General features: G+C 57.8%; 14 protein-coding genes and 1 pseudogene. 3 read left to right on the top strand and 12 right to left on the bottom strand.

Features of this window, described 5'->3' with window-relative positions; genetic code table 11:
* Positions 1–22: 22 nt before the first annotated feature.
* Positions 23–889: an SDR family oxidoreductase gene (locus MED193_RS18780; protein WP_009811352.1), complete on the bottom strand. Its 867-nt coding sequence runs from the start codon at positions 887–889 to the stop codon at positions 23–25.
* Positions 890–1,020: 131 nt separating this feature from the next.
* Here MED193_RS18780 and MED193_RS18775 point away from each other — a divergent pair, with 131 nt between their 5' ends.
* Complete coding sequence (locus tag MED193_RS18775; protein WP_009811351.1) at positions 1,021–1,920, top strand: LysR family transcriptional regulator; 900 nt, start codon at positions 1,021–1,023, stop codon at positions 1,918–1,920.
* Positions 1,921–2,108: 188 nt separating this feature from the next.
* Here the strand turns inward: MED193_RS18775 and MED193_RS18770 are convergent, their stop codons facing one another.
* From MED193_RS18770 to MED193_RS18745, 6 genes are all read right to left on the bottom strand, one after another.
* Entirely contained in the window at positions 2,109–3,116 is a 1,008-nt protein-coding gene (locus MED193_RS18770; protein ID WP_009811350.1) for an Ldh family oxidoreductase, read from the bottom strand.
* Between the two features lie 60 nt (positions 3,117–3,176).
* Positions 3,177–3,827: a DUF3726 domain-containing protein gene (locus tag MED193_RS18765; protein ID WP_009811349.1), complete on the bottom strand. Its 651-nt coding sequence runs from the start codon at positions 3,825–3,827 to the stop codon at positions 3,177–3,179.
* Positions 3,824–5,527, bottom strand: a complete 1,704-nt coding sequence (locus MED193_RS18760) for a hypothetical protein (protein WP_009811348.1) — start codon at positions 5,525–5,527, stop codon at positions 3,824–3,826. The genes MED193_RS18765 and MED193_RS18760 overlap by 4 nt, the downstream gene beginning before the upstream one ends.
* Positions 5,528–5,630: 103 nt before the next feature.
* Complete coding sequence (locus MED193_RS18755) at positions 5,631–7,178, bottom strand: BCCT family transporter (protein WP_009811347.1); 1,548 nt, start codon at positions 7,176–7,178, stop codon at positions 5,631–5,633.
* A gap of 63 nt (positions 7,179–7,241) precedes the next feature.
* A complete protein-coding gene (locus MED193_RS18750; RefSeq protein WP_009811346.1) occupies positions 7,242–8,222 on the bottom strand; it encodes a membrane dipeptidase in 981 nt (326 codons plus the stop codon).
* A complete protein-coding gene (locus tag MED193_RS18745) occupies positions 8,222–9,670 on the bottom strand; it encodes an aldehyde dehydrogenase family protein (RefSeq protein WP_009811345.1) in 1,449 nt (482 codons plus the stop codon). The genes MED193_RS18750 and MED193_RS18745 overlap by 1 nt, the downstream gene beginning before the upstream one ends.
* 90 nt (positions 9,671–9,760) lie before the next feature.
* On the opposite strand from MED193_RS18745, the gene MED193_RS18740 reads away from it, so the two are divergent.
* Both MED193_RS18740 and MED193_RS18735 read left to right on the top strand, forming a co-directional pair.
* The gene (locus MED193_RS18740) at positions 9,761–10,690 is read left to right on the top strand and encodes a LysR family transcriptional regulator (protein ID WP_254655474.1); all 930 of its coding nucleotides are present in this window, start codon (positions 9,761–9,763) and stop codon (positions 10,688–10,690) included.
* A complete protein-coding gene (locus MED193_RS18735) occupies positions 10,687–11,700 on the top strand; it encodes a GlxA family transcriptional regulator (protein WP_009811343.1) in 1,014 nt (337 codons plus the stop codon). Before MED193_RS18740 ends, MED193_RS18735 begins: the two co-directional genes overlap by 4 nt.
* Before the next feature lie 10 nt (positions 11,701–11,710).
* Here MED193_RS18735 and MED193_RS18730 read toward each other — a convergent pair whose 3' ends face one another.
* The 5 genes and pseudogenes from MED193_RS18730 to MED193_RS22685 all read right to left on the bottom strand — a co-directional run bounded on the left by MED193_RS18730 (position 11,711) and on the right by MED193_RS22685 (position 17,842).
* Complete coding sequence (locus MED193_RS18730; protein ID WP_009811342.1) at positions 11,711–12,262, bottom strand: sarcosine oxidase subunit gamma; 552 nt, start codon at positions 12,260–12,262, stop codon at positions 11,711–11,713.
* Positions 12,255–15,209 carry a sarcosine oxidase subunit alpha family protein gene (locus MED193_RS18725; protein ID WP_009811341.1) on the bottom strand — a complete coding sequence of 985 codons (2,955 nt, stop codon included), beginning with the start codon at positions 15,207–15,209 and terminating at the stop codon, positions 12,255–12,257. Before MED193_RS18725 ends, MED193_RS18730 begins: the two co-directional genes overlap by 8 nt.
* Positions 15,206–15,502, bottom strand: a complete 297-nt coding sequence (locus MED193_RS18720) for a sarcosine oxidase subunit delta (RefSeq protein ID WP_009811340.1) — start codon at positions 15,500–15,502, stop codon at positions 15,206–15,208. Before MED193_RS18720 ends, MED193_RS18725 begins: the two co-directional genes overlap by 4 nt.
* A 28-nt stretch (positions 15,503–15,530) precedes the next feature.
* Positions 15,531–16,781 (bottom strand): sarcosine oxidase subunit beta family protein, encoded by a 1,251-nt coding sequence (locus tag MED193_RS18715; protein ID WP_009811339.1) that lies wholly within the window; start codon positions 16,779–16,781, stop codon positions 15,531–15,533.
* 269 nt (positions 16,782–17,050) lie between these two features.
* A pseudogene (locus tag MED193_RS22685) lies at positions 17,051–17,842 on the bottom strand (integrase core domain-containing protein).
* Positions 17,843–17,844: the final 2 nt, after the last annotated feature.

The raw sequence follows: 17,844 nt of genomic DNA, 5'->3' as shown, positions 1-17,844 counted from the left end.
GCTGATTGTAGGATCGGTTGACCTAAGCGGTCTTGAGAGTGGCAAGATGGCCGAGACCCAGCGCCTTGATGGTATTGGCCTGCAGGGGGGCCATGGCCACATTTGCCTCTTCCGCACCAAAGCTGGTACCGACCACAACCCGTGCCGGGCGTTCGCCAGATGGCTGTGCAACCAAGCCAAGGACAACATCGGCAATATCTTGTGGGTCCGGCGCGTCCGCCCCTGACAACATCGTCATGAAGTGTTCAAACATCGCAGCGGGAATCTTGCCCGTCTCCCCGTATTCATCCACTGTCGTTAGGTCCACGGGCTGGGCAGCGCTTGCGTACATCTGGGTGGGGTAGGCGCTGGGTTGCACCAGGCAAACGTCAATGCCCAGTTGCGACAGCTCGTAACGGTAGCTGTCACTCAGGGCCTCTACCGCGAATTTGCTCGCACCATAAAGACCGAAGAACGGAAAAGTCACCCGGCCGAGGATTGAACCGATGTTCACAACCAGGCCTTTCCCCTGCTTACGCATCGACGGTAAAACCGAACGAATAACACGGTGCACCCCTACGACATTTACATTAAACAGGTCCGCAACCTGTTGATCCGAAAAGGCCTCTGACACTCCCGCCGAGGCAACACCGGCATTGTTGATCAACACGTCAATCTGACCCTGTGAGGCTAGAATTTCCGCCACTGCCTTCTCGATCGTTTCGACTTGCGTCACGTCCAGGTCCACAACATTGAGGCCGCGATCTCGCAGAGTTCTAGCGTGGTCGCGGTTCTTGCCCGCTGTGTCGCGCATTGAGGCAAAAACCGTGTGACCGGATCCGGCCAGTGTTTCACAAATGAGGCGTCCAAATCCGCTGGAAGCACCGGTGACGAGGATAGTTTTGGGCATAGGATACTCGCTTATTCAAAGTTGCATAGCGGCGGTGCAAAACTTGGCACTGCCTGCGGTATGGCTACCATTTATGTGAAACCAGGATTAAGTTTCAAAATTGGAACAGGATTCATGCAGGTGACGCACAAATGGAAGATCTGAATTTGTTGAGATTGTTTGTTCTGGTCGCAGACCAGGGCAGTTTTTCCGCCGTGGCACGTTCCACCCGTGCGACGCCCTCAGCAGTTTCGCGGCAAATCTCACGGCTTGAAGAAAACCTGAATACCCGCCTGTTGCAGCGAACAACACGCCGGCAAGAGCTGACAGAAGCGGGCCAGGTCTACCTGTCCCACGCGCGGCAAATCATTGAAGACGTTGATACGGCGCGGCAGGCTGTTTCGCGTCTGAGCAATGCCCCCTCCGGCGTGCTGCGCATAACAGCCGAAGCGGATCTGGCGCTTACTCTCCTGTCTCCAGTATTGCCGGAATTTCTGGAAAGATACCCAGATCTCCGGGTTCAGCTCCATACGTCCTCAACGATGGAAGACCTTGTAAGTAGAGGAATTGATGTGGCAATTCGCGTGGGGCATCTCAGCGACTCGAGCCTGATTGCCAAGCGTCTGACGATGAGCCGGTCTCTTCTTGTGGCAAGCCCAGAATATTTGGAACAGGACATCCCCCCACAACAGCCAGAAGATTTGCGCAATCATTCATGCCTATCGTTCAAGGTCGACACGGATCTGGTCACCTGGCGTTTCAAGTCCGGAGAGGAGGTCACAAATGTTCCAGTGACGGGTCCCATTCAGGCAAGCAGCCTCGTCCTTCTCAAAGAAGCCGCTAAATCGGGCCTCGGCATCGCAATGCTGCCAGTCTGGATGCTGCGTGCGGAGTTAAAATCTGGCACCCTTGTTCCGGTTTTGCCTGGGTTTCCGCTGGATCCTGCAGCGACTCCCATTAGCGCCGTTTACCCAAGTGGTCGAAACTTGGCGAGCAAGGTTAGGGTGTTAATCGATTTTCTCGCCATCAGGATAGAGCATGATTTCGACTGACCCTGGCTGGTGCTCAGGCGCATTTTCACAAGAGACCGGTCAGAACCCACCTGAGTTGATCAGCCGCTGGAATTGAATTGCCCTCTCTAAGCCCACTTGGCCCTGGGAAGGTCTGTTCTGGGATGCCCTCTGCCCCCTTAAAGGAGAAGAGGCAAAGGGCCACTCCAATCCGCTGAAGCTCTCCAGACTTAGAGAAGCGCGCGAACTTTTTCCAAAAGGGCCGCATTCACGGCCACCCCTTCTTTGGCGGCGCGTATACGGGCGGCTTGGCGACCATCACCGGGAAGACGCGCGCCCTCTTGTTCTCGGAACGAGGCAATCAGGTCTGCCAGTTTCTCTTGGAACAAACCGCCCGCCGTGGCTTCTGGGTCAATCGCAATAAAGAACTGGCCAGTCTTTGGGGGGCCGCCTGCGGTCCCTGAGAATGGGCTGGCCACTGCTCCCAGTGTGGCACCCGCCATTGCGGCCGCCATCAGCTCGACAGTCAGTGCAATGCCGACACCCTTGTACCCTCCTGATGGCACCATCGAGCCCTTCAGCCCGACTTCGGGATCAGTGGTAGGCTGCCCATCAGCGTCCAACACCCAGCCTTGCGGGACTGGCCTCCCTTCACGGGCATGCTTCATCACCTCGCTTTTGGCAATCGTGCTAGCCGACTGGTCGATCAGCAGCGCGGCATTGCCATCGGCATCGGGTGCCGAAATTGAGAATGGGTTCGTGCCGATCACGGGCTTCGCGCCACCTGACGGCGCAATCGACGCGGGGGCGTTGGTGAAACCGATACCCATCAGGCCAGCCTGCGCCAGACGCTGCGTATGCACGCCCAGAACGCCGCAATTATAGGAGTTTTTCACAGCGAGAACCGCAACGCCCATCTCTTTTGCCAGCGGGATCAGCTTTTCAAACCCAAGATCAATTGCGCTATGGGCAAAACCGGTGGCCGCATCCACGGTAATAACTGCAGAGCGCGGATGGTCGACTAGGGGCTTGGCCTGCCCGTCCACCTTTCCACATTCGACGTGCTCGGCGTAGATCGGGATATAGGCCAGCCCGTGCGAAGCAACGCCGTCGGCCTCGGTCATTGCGGTCGCAACCGCAAGCGGGCGCGCGTTCTCTTTCGAGGTGCCTGCCTTGACCAGTGCATCAAAGGCAAGGCTTTCAATTTCCGAAAGCGAGAGTATTTCAGTGGCTGTCATCGATGTTCTTTCTTTTCTATGCGTCGCGTGAAGAGGGCAGCATCGCAGCCCCAAAAGATATCAGTCGTTGTCGCTGACACCGGCACCCGCACCGCGCAGGCGGCTTTCTTCGGTAGCAGGGGCAAAAGTGCGGTGGGCAAAGCTGCCCAGCTGCTCCCAGCTGCCTTTGGACACGTCAGCCCGCATCACCGGTTCGCGCTTACCGGTCATTTCAGCGGGCGCCGAAAAGGCCAGCTGTATTGCGTGTTTAGCCCGTAGCGCGTCAGCTGCGCCCTGTACGCAAAGTTGTTTGCCGTCGGTGGCAACCCGTGCTCCCTCCCATTCAGCCGCCACAGGCACACCCAAACGCAGGGCCGCACCGCCCATAAAGGGCACAGCCAGCAAAGGCAGGCTGACGTTCTGCATGGTGATGGTGCCACGCTGCAACAGGCGCACCGCACTATCAGACAGGGATGCACCTGCGATCAGCGGGCTCATCCGGCGGGTTGGAGCGTGCCAAACATCTGCGCTCAGCGAGACGGGGGACACGTCAATCGGAGGGATCCTGTCGTTCATCACCAGCAGTTCTGCCAGCATTTCTGTACCAGGAAAGCCAAACGCGGAGAGCCAACGCGTACCTTTTGCGGCCTCTTCAGACAGCCCCCACGACAGCCCCGCTCCGCGGGCCGCGCGTTTGCTCATGGCTTCGATTTCATTCAACGAATGGCTCATACCACGCCCTCCTCAAGCTGGGTCTCGCCAGCAGGGAAGACCCAAAAATCAGCATTTTCCTGTGTCAGTTCCTTGGGCAGCGGGGCGTTACCATACATGCAAATACGCACCCAACGGTCCGATCGCGGGTCAAACTGCGTGGCCCCAAAGAAGGCCAGCTTGCAACGCAGCATGTCGATGGGCAGCACCTGGTCAGAAATCGTATTGTCACGGATCTCGGCATATGGCGCGCGGCCAACGATCTGGGCGCGGCGCAGCACGTGACGATGCTCTGGATGGCGCAAAAGGAAGTCCGCAACCTGCGCCTCATCTGGCCAATGGGCCAGGGCATTGAACAGTTGCGCGGCATCCCGCCCTGGGGCCAGGGGCTGTTCATATTCTTCGATCGGCTCTTCGAAACGCTCTCCCAGACGGGGTTCTAGCTTTTCTTCCGACACATACCAGGCGCGGGCTCGGTTTTCCGGCGCCTGCCAGTCGGTGTCGATTGCCCATCCGTAGATCTCGAGCAGCAAGGTCCGCAGGGCGCCCACGCTCATCGCGCCGGCAATGCGGAAAGTGGCCGTGTTGTCGCCTGCCATTTCTTCGGCAAAGCGATCCACATGCGCGCCATAGGGTTCCAAGATCAGTGAGGCGATCCATTCCTGCCCTTCAAGCGAGAGGTTGTCTTCTGCCCAGCGATATAGCGCGTCCCACGGATGCTCGGCGCTGAGGCAGCCCCCCGCCAAATAACCATCCACTTTAGCCGCATCGGCGCGCAGCCCCTTCAGTTTTTCAATCTGGATTGGATGTTCCGAATGCCACTGGTCAATGGTGATCTTGCTGCGCGCCACCAGCGACTGGAACAGAGCGATCTCCTCCGATTTGGCTTTCGCCAGCCTGCGCACCGCCAAAATAGCATTTTCGCGCGCGGCGACCCAATTGTTGAACAGCACCGGGTGATTCAAAAGGAAGGGAGCCATGCCCAAACCGGTTGAATTGCCGACCCCCATGACACGTCCGATCTCAGGCGATAGCTGGGCAGCGACCCGCCCCTCGGCTGCCGCACGCCGGTCGGCCATGTGCTGCACCAAATCCAGCACAAACCAGCGGGTTAAATAGACTGAAAGCATCTCGACCTGGAACGGCGCCCGAAATTCCGGACGGTCTGCGATCATCTCACGATCTGCAGCCCCCAGCTTGCCGGACCCATAGACCGCAGTGGTCCGCATCAGGTATCCAACAGCCCTTATCTGTTCGAGGTCGGGTTGGTGGCCCTCGACCAGGCTGGAAACCACGTGCTCCCACAGCCGCACCGAGCGATTTGCCCGCGACACGGACAATTCCGTCCCGGATACACGCCCCGCTTCCTGCACAGGGATATTGTGCGACAAGCGTTCGATATCTGCCGCCGACGGCACGCCATCAAACAGAGTGAAAGTCGCATCCCAAGCCTCGGCGATCACCCGGTCAGAGCGTTTCTCAGGCGGTAGGTCATGGGCATAAGCAATCAGTGAATATGCGCGGTCTGGGCTGTAGACGGTGTAAACGGCGTGACCTTCACCTGCGTCATTCACGTTAAAGGCAGTGTTTTCAAAGCGCCAGCCTTCTCGGGCCAAACGACGAAGCAGCACGCGCATGAAGGACAGGCGTGATTGGTGAATGGATCCGAGGCGCGCAAGGCGCATGACCAGTTCGGGATCACGGCGAGTTATTGTATTCATTCTCTTGGCCTTTGCAGTCAGGACAATAGAGCATTTCAGTGCCTGCGTCGAATAGAGCCTGAGATGCACGCGGGGCTGGGGTGCCCAGAGGCACCCCAACTGATTAGTTTTCTTTGCCTTTTGCCAAGGTGATACGCAGCGCATCCCAGAGCGATGGCAGCAAAAGCAACGACACCGGAACGGCTGTTACAACGATAAAGCTCTGCAGTTTGGAGACACCACCGGAGCCCACCGAAATCAAAATCACGGCCATAACACCCATAGCGATACCCCAGAAGACACGGACCGGTGTGGGCGGGTTGTCACCGTTGCTCATGGTGGCAGAGATCACGTAGCTCATCGAGTCACCGGTCGTGGCCACAAAGATCGTGGTCAGGATCAGAAACAAGAGCGAGACTAGGAAACCCAAAGGCAGGTTCGAGGTGATCGCCAACAGCGCCGCCGGCAGGTTGAACCCTTCAAAGGCCTTTGAGATCGTGCCCGTTTCTGCCAGCTCCATCGAGATGCCGGTGCCTCCGATGATTGTGAACCAGAAGTTGGTCACGATCGGGGCTACAATTGACAGCATAATAATGATCGAGCGGATTGAGCGCCCCCGAGAAACCCGCGCGATGAACATCGCCATCAGCGGGCCATAGCCCATGAACCAGCCCCAAAAGAAGACAGTCCACCAGCCCAGCCAGCCGGGCGCGCCAAACAGACCTGCGTCACCGCGATACAGCGCCATCTGAAAGAAATTGGCAATGTAGGTGCCAAAGCCCGAGAAGAACGAGCCAAAGATGAAGCCGGTTGGACCTGCCAACAGGACAAAGAGCAAAAGCGCGGCGGCCAGGATCACGTTGATCTTCGACAACAGCTGAATCCCGCGCGACAGACCGGTCATGGCCGAGATCGTGTAGAGAGCGACAAGACCCGCAATCACCAGGAACTGGGTGGCAAAGCCATTCTCTATACCAAAGAGGTCTTCTAGACCGTAGGCCACCTGCAGCCCCAGAAAGCCAATCGGACCGACAGTACCCGCCACGACCGCAATGATCGACGAGGCATCCGCGATCAGGCCGATCGGGCCGTGGATCGCCTTGTCGCCAAAAACCGGATAAAGCAGCGTGCGCGGGGCAAGCGGCAAGCCTTTTTCATAGTGGTAATACATCAGCATCACGGTCGACAGCGATCCCAGAATGGCCCAGGCAAGAAAACCCCAGTGCATGAAGCTTTGCGCAATCGCGCCGTTCACGGCCTCTGCTGTGCCGCCTTCGGCGCCAAACAGCGGCGGCGAAGACAGAAAATGCGCAATCGGCTCGCCTGCGGCCCAGAACACACCGCCCCCTGCCAAAAGCGTACACATGATCATCGAGCCCCACTGGAACATGGTAAACTCAGGCGCGGCAAGCCCGCCCATGACCGCGCGACCTCCGGGCAGCACGCACAGCACCAGGCCGATCAGGAAGGTCGCCAGCAGCAGAACCTGCCAGTAAAGGCCAAAGTATTTGGCTGAGACGTTGAACCCCCAGTCCACGGCTGCCGAGAGCGCGTCAAGATTGATCAGTGCTGCCAAGCAGAAAACGGCGATGAACCCGCCCGAGATCAGGAACAGCGGCTTGTTCACGCCGCTGGCTTTCTGATCTGTCATTCCCATAGATTCTTCAGACATCTACATTTTCCTAGATATGGCCCCATCTGTTCGCTCGAGGCCAAGTGTCAATTCCCCTGCCCCTTAGCGTCCTGTCTGAGGGCCAAAATTCTCTGCAAAAAAGCGGTACCAATTACGTCCCATGATGCCGGCAACCTCGTGGTCATCCATTCCCACAGCCTTCAGGCCGTTTTCGATGTTGCCAAAATGGCGGTTGTCCTCGAACCAGCTGGGCATCGGCGGGAAACCCGGCGCGGATTTGGATCCTTCGCCATAGTCAATTTCCTTGGTCCAGCGGCCCACTCGCATCCATTCCACGATGCTATCGGGCTGGTCCTGACAAAGATCCGTGCCGATCCCCAGATGCTCAGCGCCATATTTCTCTGCCGTCCGGGCAATCATCTCGCAGAAGCTTTCCAGCGTGCAATCGGACTTATCCTTCAGGTGATGCGGGTAGACCGAGAAGCCGAGCATTCCACCTTTTTCGGTCACCGCACGGATCACCGCATCGCGCTTGTTGCGCAGGGCGGGCGACCAGTCATACGGATTTGCGTGAGTGATGGCGATGGGACGCTCGGACAGCTCGGCGGCCTCGATCGTTGAACGATCTGCTGAGTGGCTCATATCCACAACGAGGCCCACGCGGTTCATTTCTCTGATGACCTGTCTGCCCATTCGGGTAATACCCGTGTCTTCTGCCTCGTAGCAGCCGCTCGCCAGAAGCGATTGATTATTATATGTCAGCTGCATGAAGCGGGCGCCCAGAGTATGGACGATCTCGACCAGGCCAATATCATCTTCGATAGGCGACGGGTTCTGGAAACCAAAGAACACAGCTGTACGCTGGGTCTCACGAGCAATGTCGATATCCGAAGCCCACTGTCCCTTCATGATCAGATCAGGATACTGTTCGAACCAGCGGTTCCACCTTTCAAAGTTCAGAACCGTTTCGCGGAAGTTCTCGTGGTATGAGATGGTGACGTGGATTGCATCCACGCCCCCTTCGCGAAGCTGGCGGAAAATTTTCTCGGACCAGTTGGCATATTGCAGACCATCGATCCGCATCAGACAGGGCCTGCGCTGATATAGGCGGTCTTGACGGTGGTGTAGAACTCGGCGGCTGCCTTGCCCTGCTCGCGGGGACCGTAGGAGCTGTCACCACGGCCACCGAAGGGCACGTGATAGTCAGTGCCGGCAGTCGGCAGGTTCACGGTGACAACACCAGTTTGGGCATTGCGGCGGAAATGTGTGGCGCGGGCCAACGATTTCGTCACGATACCCGAGGTCAGACCAAAATTGGTGTCGTTGACGGTGGCCAAGGCTTCGTCATAGCTGCCAACCTTGATCACGCTGGTCAACGGCGCGAACATTTCTTCGCGGTTGATGCGCATGTCGTTGGTGGTGTTCAGGAATACGCCCGGCGCCATGTAGAAACCTTGATGCGGCATCTCAAGACGGGTCCCGCCACAAGCCAGTTCAGCACCTTCCGATTTGCCCAGATCTACGTAGGCCAGGTTTTCAAGCAGCTGTTGTTCGCTGACAACGGGCCCCATCTGGGTGCCCTCTTCCAGCGCGTGCCCCACTTTCATTGCCCGTGCACCGGCCACGAGTTTTTCAACAAAGGCGTCGTGGATTGCGTCATGGACCACGAGCCGGGAGGATGCTGTACATTTCTGACCGGTGCCTCCAAAGGCGCCCCCAAGGGCCAAGGTCACGGCCAAATCAAGATCTGCATCATCCATCACTGCCAATGCGTTCTTTGACCCCATCTCCATCTGAACCTTGGTCAAATTCTGGATGGCGGCGGCGGCGATACCCTTGCCCACAGGAACCGAACCGGTGAAAGAAATGGCGTTCACTTTCGGGCTTTCCACCAGTCGCTGGCCGATTTCGCGGCCCGCGCCCATGACCAGACTGAACAGACCTTTGGGGATGTCCTGGCGGTGGATGATTTCGGCCAGCGCCACAGCCGAAGCGGGCGTTACGTTGGCGGGTTTCCAAACCACGGCATTGCCGTAGCACAGCGCAGGAGCAATCTTCCACGACGCGGTGGCTGTCGGGAAGTTCCAGGGTGAGATGATGGCAACAGTGCCGACAGCTTCGCGGCGGACGTCGATTTCAATGTCGGGGCGCACAGAATCCGCGTTCTCGCCGATCTGGCGCAGGCATTCAGCAGCATAGTAAGTGAAAAATTGACCAGCGCGGTAGACCTCGCCCTTGCCCTCCGCGAAGGGTTTGCCTTCTTCCCGCGCCAGAAGCCTACCCAGTTCCTCGCTGCGCGCGATCAGCTCGTTGCCAATTGCGTTCAAAACGGCCTGCTTGCGTTCCATGCCGTATGCAGCCCACTCCCGCTGAGCGATCTTGGCTTGATCCAGCGTTGCGTCCAGCTGGTCGCTGCTGGCCTGCGCAAACACGCCAACCAGATCGGTCAGGTCCGACGGGTTGCGGTTTTCAATTTCGCCTAGCCCTGCCAGCCATTCGCCAGCAATCAGGTTCTTTTGGATATCGGTCATGGAAGTGTCGCCTCAAGCAGAAGTCAGTTTCCTTGGGTATGGACTCTTTAGACGGATTCAATCAAACTTAAATAATTGAACTTTATTACAGTGAAACTGAAAGCCCTCGCTATGGTGCTTAAAATCGAAATGCTGCGTGGTTTTGCCACCGTCGCCCGTAGTGGCAATTTGAGCGATGCAGCCCAGACGCTTGGGCGCACGCCCTCGGCTGTGTCCATGATGTTAAAACAGCTGGAAACCCATTTGGGTGAACCACTTTTCGAAACCGACCGCAAAAGCAAACTGACAGCTTTAGGAAGCTATGTTCTTGAGCAGGCCGAGCGGGAATTGCATCAATTCGACAACACGGTCAAAGCGATCGAAGGCTTTGCCAAAGCCACCCATGGCCACGTGCGTATTGCCACCGTTCCTTCGGTGGCGGGCACCATCATCCCACAGGTTTTTTCTCGTCATATCAACGATTACGGCAATCTGGACATCGAATTACGCGATATGGACTCTAGCTCAATCCTGCACGAACTTTCGCGCGATCGAATCGATATCGGCATCGCCACGGTAGGCCAGAAAAACGTCGGGCTGCACAGTCAGCACATTCTGTCCGATATGTTCGGAGTCATCTGCGCCCCGACCCATGCGCTGGCGCAGGACCGCGGTCCTGTCACCTGGGACGCCTTGACCAACGAGAGGCTCATTGCCAACTCACTTTCGGCGGGGATCACTGCAGAACCATCGACCCAGCTGCACGACAGGGCGCTGCTGTCGGCCCATAATCTGGCCTCGATCATGGGGATGGTACAGGCCAATATTGGGGTCACAATTCTTCCCGAGATGGCCGTGAGGGCATCAAATTCAGCCGGTTTGGTGTTTCGCCCTCTCGCTGAACCACATGCCAGACGCGAAATTCACCTGCTACGCAGGGCAGTGTCCCCCCTTTCGCCCGCGGCACGGTTGTTGGAGCGGCACATTCTGGAAATCGCTGCCGAGATATCACAAGACACATTAATGGGACTGCGCGCATGACCGATGCAGAGGCTTCCGCCCCCGCAGTGACGCTGGGAATTCTGATCTTTCCCGGTTTTCCCATGGCCTGCCTGACCTCCTGTATCGAACCACTGCGTGCGGCTAATGAGATCGCGGGACGAGAGGCATTTCGCTGGAAGGTGATCGCCGAAGACGAAGGGCCTGTTGAATCCTCTGCCAGGGTCAGTTTCGCCCCTGATTGCACCCTAACTGAAGCCGGGGATCTGGACCTTCTGCTGTTCACCGCTAGCCCCAATGCCCGCTTTGCCATACCGGCACGCGCCAACGCGGCGCTTCAAAGATACCAGCGTGGCAAAACCCGCTTGGGGGCGATCAGTGGCGGCGTGTTCGCGCTGGCCCGCACCGGACTAACAGGCGAGAACCCGCTGTCAGTGCATTGGTGTTACGAAGCCGCCTTTCAGGCAGAATTCCCTGATCTTCCTGCGCAAAGCACGGTGATCTGCGAGGACGGCGCCTATACAACCATCTCGGGCGCATCCGCTGCCTTCGACCATATGCTGACTCTGATTGAAACGCAGCTGGGCGGCGATATCATGGCTGAGGTCGCCTGCTGGTTTCAACACCCCTATATCCGCAGCGCCGCCGCAGCGCAGAAGACACCCGCCCATGACACGGCCAAAAGCAAGGACCTGCTGCCCAAACAGGTAGAACGCGCGATTGAACATTTCACAGAGCATGTCGAAAGCCCGATCCAGATCAGCAAAGTGGCCGAAGCTGTGGGTGTCTCGACACGCTCGCTGGAGCGCAGTTTCAAGGAAGCGACAGGACAAAGCCCGTTAAAATACTACCGGAAAATAAGGATGAAACAGGCGCGTCAGCTGGTGCTGTATTCCAACACACCAGTGACCGAGGTTGCGTTCATGGTGGGCTATGCCACGCCTGGGGCCTTCCTGCGGCACTATCGCGAAAGCTTTGGGATAACACCCATAGCGGACCGGCGCGCCAAGAACTCAATGCGGGTTAAGGGCAGCGACGCGCTGCCCTCGTAAATTGTTTGGATCAGGCTACTGAACGTGCCACTGCGACCAGTGCATGATGCAGCGATGCGGCCGAGGAGCGCGGGGCGATCACAGCCATGTGGTCATCAGCCAAACGCCACAGGAACGCACCCAAATGCTCGATCGTGCCGCGAATGACCTCACCGCACGCCATGCTGCGCACAGGTGCGTTGGACAACCGCTCGAACAGGTCGCAAAGTGCCGCGCCTGAGACATCAAACCGACACCAACCATCACTTTGTTCCACGACCGACGCCGCATCCCCAACCATGTGCTTCAATTCCGCAGCGAGCAGCTCATGCTGATCATGGTCTGCGGAAATCATCCACTGGTCGGGACCGATCCATAAGGCAGAAAAATCTCCCTGTGCTGAGGATTTTCCGACACCTGGCAAGGGCAGCGCCAGTGCTTCTTGCATCTGACCCAATTGCCCTTCTCGCGCGGTAATGGACGCCAATGCCTGCCCCACGACTTCGGTTATAGAAAGCGTCCCGATCTGGTCCAAACGCGGGGTGTCACCGCCCAACGGAGCGATGGGTTTCAATTTATGCACGGAGCTTCTCCCCTTTCGGATCGACAAAATGGGGGCTAACGATTTCGACCAGAACGTCTTGCTCTTCCAGAGGATTAACCAGCCTTAGCTGTTCGCCCATCCGTTCAAAGCCGGACGTCACAAAGCCAAGCCCGATAGCACTTTCGAGGATTGGCGAATAGGCAGCCGAGGTGACATACCCCTGGTCATGCGCTGCATCGACTGGGCCTGTCGTGGCCATCAGATGCCCGCCCGCAGGGACGGACTTGGACGCATCCACTGGGCGTAGACCCACAAGGTTCAACGCGTCCCGAGCATTCATCCCTTCGCGAAGCGACAGCACATTTCCTATGAAATCCTTCTTGGACGAAACCATGCGCCCCAGCCCTAGGTTCAGCGCAGTGGTGGTGCCGTTCAGCTCGTTCCCTGCCGCGTGCCCCTTTTCGATCCGCATAACACCCAGCGCCTCGGTCCCGTAAGGAGTCACGTTAAACTCTTCACCTGCCGCCATCATCTCGCGCATCAATGCATCGCCATAGCGGGTGGGAACAGCAATCTCATAGGCCAGCTCGCCAGAGAACGAAATACGAAACAGCCTTGCTCGGCACCCGCCACAGACTGTGATTTCCGCACAGCCCATGAAGGGGAACGCTTCGTTCGAGATGTCAAACATGGGGTCCACGATCTTCTGCAATAGCCTGCGTGCATTGGGACCGGCGACCGCATATTGTGCCCAGGCTTCGGTGGTCGAAATCAGCTGGACATCCAGATCCGGCCACAGACACTGGCGGGCGAACTCCATGTTGCGATAGACTAGGACCGCATTGGCGGTTGTCGTGGTAACAACAAAATGGTCCTCAGCCAGACGTGCAGCAGTTCCATCATCATAGGCAAAGCCGTCTTCGCGCAGCATCAGACCGTAGCGCACCTTATTCACGGGCAGTTTGGCAAAGCCATTGGCATAGATCTTGTTTAGGAACTCCGCAGCATCCGAACCCTGCACGTCGATCTTGCCCAGCGTTGTCACATCGCAGATCCCAACGGAATTGCGGGTGGCTAGAACCTCGCGATCCACCGATTGCCGCCAGTGAGTCTCACCCTTCTGGGGGAACCATTGCGCCCGCAGCCAGTTTCCAACCTCGACAAACACCGCGCCTTGTTCCTCGGCCCACTTGTGGCTGGGGGTCAGGCGGGTGGGATGGAATTCTTTGCCCACCGCCCGGCCAGCCAGCGCCCCCATCGAGACGGGCGTGTAGGGCGGGCGAAAAATTGTGGTGCCGGTTTCGGGGATCGACTTATCTGTCAATTCGGCCATCACCGCCAGCGCCCCGACATTCGAGGTCTTGCCCTGATCGGTGGCCATGCCCAGCGTGGTATAGCGTTTCAGATGCTCGACTGCAGTAAAGTTCTCCTGATGCGCCAGTTTCACGTCCTTGACTGTGACGTCATTCTGAAAATCCAGCCAAGCGCGTTTAGCGCCCGAAACATGCCAAAACGGAGTGAGAGACACGGGGGCATCTTCGGCTTTGGGAAGCTGCAAAGATGGGGCTGCAAACCCCAAGTCGGATAGAGCGTCCAAAGCTTTCGCAGCCCCGCCGGTCAGCGCAGCATGGGTCGACATCTCGCCCATCGCGGCCCCTGCAACGCTTTGCCCCTGTGGCAGGCCCTGCCCCGGCACAAAGGCATGGATGTCTTCATTCCAAACTGGGCGACCGCGCTGGTGGCAGGTCAGCCCCAAATTGGGGTTCCAACCGCCAGACATCGCCAGTGCTCCGCACGCGATCACACGGGTCTGGCCGTTTGCCAGACGCACCGTGACCGAGGTCAGACCAAGCCGCCCCTTTGTCCCGACGATCTGTGCACCAGCGAGAACCTCAGCGCCCTCAAGTGCAGGCGCATCTGGGCGAATATCCACCACCGCAGGGACCTCGATCCCTTTGGCGATCAAATCGCGGGCGGTCTGATGAGCCTCGTCGCTATTGGCAAAGATCACCACCGACCGCGCCGGCGAAGCGGCATAGCGGTTTACGTAGGCGCGGGTAGCACCTGCCAGCATCACACCCGGCCGGTCGTTGTTCTCAAACCCGATCGGGCGTTCGATCGCACCAGTCGCGACCAGGGCCCGCTTGGAATAGATCCGCCAAGAGGTCTGGCGGGGTTTGCCAGCTTCGGGGGCGGTTAGATGATCTGCATTGCGCTCAACCGCGCCGTAGACTCCGTGATCATAGGCGCCGAATACGGTCGTGCGCCGCATCACACGGACATTCGGGAGCGATGATAGCTCTGCTTGGGTCTGTTCGACCCATTCCACACCAGACTGTTCCGACAGCCCCCCTGTTTCAGCCAGAAGGCGCCCACCCAGACGAAAGTCCTCGTCGGCGATGATCACCTGCGCCCCTGCACGGCCAGCGGTCAGTGCAGCGGCCAAACCCGACGGGCCTGCGCCGATCACCAAAAGGTCGCAATGCAGGAAACCTTTGTCATAGACGTCAGGATCTGCCTCGCCGGTCAAGCTGCCCAGACCAGCCGCTTTACGGATGATCGGTTCGTAAAGCTTCTCCCAAAACGCGCGAGGCCACATGAAGGTTTTGTAGTAGAACCCCGCGCTGAGAAAATTCGAAAAGCGATCATTGATCGCCATGAAATCATGCTCCAACGACGGCCAGCGGTTTTGCGAATGGGCAACAAACCCATCATAGAGCTCCGCCACGGTGGCACGGGTGTTGGGTTCCTGACGGCCGCCTGTCCGCAGCTCGACCAGTGCATTGGGCTCTTCCGATCCGGCGGTCAGCACCCCGCGCGGGCGGTGGTACTTGAACGAGCGCCCCATCAAGCGCACACCATTGGCAAGCAATGCCGAGGCCAAGGTATCCCCCGCATATCCCTGATAGGAGATGCCGTCAAAACGGAAAGAGAGCGTGGCTGACCGATTGATCAGCCCGCCAGTAAGGCGATTTACCTGTGTCATTGCGTTGCCTCGGCTGTCCGTTTTGCACGTGCCACATCACGGGCCAGTTCCACCTTAGTGATCTCATGTGTGGTGGTGTCACGGGTCACGACCAGCCACGAACGGTCGCCTTGCTCGTGAAACCACAACTCGCGGTGCAAACCCGCCGGATTGTCGCGCAGATGCAGATAGTCGTGAAACCCGCGCATGGCGTTGTCCGACAGCCAATAGGGGCGGTTGATCAGACCCGCATCGCCCAGATAGGTAAACTCCTGCGCGTCGCGTGGCCCAAGAAGCGGATGGTTGATGATCATCGGTTCAATTCCTCAAATCGCAGCTGAGTCAGTGCAGGTTCGGCTGGGCACCCTGGCCCTTTTCATCGATTATGTGCCCAGTCATGAAACGGTCCAGTCGATAGGCTTTTGCGGTTTCATGTGGACGGCCGGTTTTCAGGAGATGGGCGAAGCAGAAGCCTGCGGCAGGGGTGGCCTTAAAGCCGCCATAGCACCAGCCACCGTTGAAATAGAGCCCCTCGATAAGGGTCTTGTCGATAAAGGGGGAACCGTCCATCGACATATCCATAATTCCGCCCCAGCTGCGCAACAGCCGCGCCCGCCCAAGCCCTGGGATCAGCGACATGCCGCTTTCGACCACGTCCTCAACCACAGGCAGGTTGCCTCGCTGAGCGTAAGAGTTGTAGCCATCGATATCGCCGCCAAAAACCAACCCGCCCTTGTCAGATTGGCTGCAATAGAAGTGGCCCGCTCCATAGGTAATCACGCCCGGTATGAAGGGTTTCAAACCCTCTGAAACAAAGGCCTGCAGCACATGACTTTCGATGGGCAGGCGCATCCCTGCCATCGCCATCACGCGACCAGAGCTCCCTGCAACGGAAACCCCCACTTTCTTCGCACCGATATATCCACGCGAGGTCTCGACCCCCAGCAGGCGCCCCTCTTTGATCTTGAAACCAGTAACTTCGCAATTCTGAATGATGTCCACGCCGCGCTGATCGGCGCCACGCGCATAGCCCCAGGCGACCGCATCGTGGCGTACGGTGCCACCACGCGGATGCAGTAGCCCGCCTTTGATCGGGAACCGAGCATTGTCGAAGTTCAAAAACGGATAGAGCCTGCGCACGCCTTCCTTATCCAAAAGCATAGCATCCGATCCGTTCAGGAGCATCGCGTTGCCGCGCCGCCGCGCCGCATCCCGCTGGGCATCCGAATGCACAAGGTTCAGAATGCCGCGCTGACTGACCATGGCGTTATAGTTCAGGTCCTGTTCAAGGTTCTCCCACAGCTTCAGGGAAAACTCATAGAACGGTTCGTTGCCATCCAGCAGATAGTTAGAGCGGATAATCGTGGTATTCCGCCCCACATTTCCGCCCCCAATCCAGCCCTTTTCCAGAACCGCAATCCGCGCGCCCTGAAACTCTTTCGCCAAGTAATAGGCTGTGGCCAGCCCATGTCCGCCGCCGCCAATGATCACGTAGTCATAGGCGTCCTTTGGATCGGGATCGCGCCATTGCGCTCCCCACCCTTTGTGCCCGATCAGGCTTTCCTTGATCAATCTCAAAGCAGAATAGCGCATGTGAGCTCCTGTTCTTCTGCCTTAATAAAGTGATTTTTTGATGGTCCTTACTTCTTCGGTTTCAGACAAAATGCGCTTCAAAATCGACATCTTGCGCAGCCTTGGTTCACAACCAAGCACAGGGATAGTCCAGGCTGAGCCCTGTAAGCGTCCTGCAAACACATATGCACAAGCTTTTAGCAACCATGCTGACACCATCGTCTATCGAAGCGGTCAAACAACTCTCCCATTAAAGTGAGCAGCCCCACTTGAGTTGTCCAGTTTGAAAGTTAGTGCATGGTTGGCCTTTGGTCCATCGGGACGATGGCCTCTGGCGCAGGTGGGCGGTAGTCCAGAGCACTGTGGGGTCGTTTGGTGTGGTAGTGTTTTCTCCAGCTTTCAATGATTATCTGAGCCTCGCGTAACGAATAGAAGATTTCACCGTTCAGCAATTCATCTATTAACCGGCAGGTGATGCTGGCATCACCGAGAGGGCCGCATTCGCCCGTTGAAGCTTTCGCAGTATCCGTTCTCCCAAGCCTGCATCTCTCAGCAGGGCAGCAACCCCTCGATAGCCATATCGGCCGTACTGGTGGGTCAGCTCGATCATGTCCGCGACCAAGCGCTCCTCGTCAGCACGTCCCTGTGGCACTCGCCGCTGTGTGGATCGGTGTTGACCCAGAACACGACAAACGCGACGCTCCGAAACCTTCACCTTGCGGCGAACCAATTCGATGCAGGCGCGACGACGCGAAGGGCTCAGAAGTTTCCCCGAGCGGCTTCCGACAGGATCAATTTGTCCAGTGTCAGATCCGAGACGGCCCGGCGAAGGCGCTCGTTCTCTTTCTGGAGCCGCTTCAGTTCCTTGAGTTGTTCCGTACCCATTCCGCCAGACATGTTTGGCGGGAAAACCGTCCACTGGACGCTTTTCTAAATTCGCCCGCACTCCAGCGGTAATAGGTTTGTTCAGTCACACCGATCTGTCTGATCGCGTCTATCCGAGGCATGCCTTGCCCCATCAGCACTTCGACTTGCCGTAACTTCAAGACAATCTCTTCGGGCTTGGGTCTCTTCGTCGCCATCT

The sequence above is a fragment of the Roseobacter sp. MED193 genome, assembly GCF_000152965.1.
Classification (GTDB): Bacteria; Pseudomonadota; Alphaproteobacteria; order Rhodobacterales; family Rhodobacteraceae; genus Pseudophaeobacter.
Note: the sequence above shows the minus strand (reverse complement) of the source record. Positions and strands in the feature narration are given on the sequence as shown.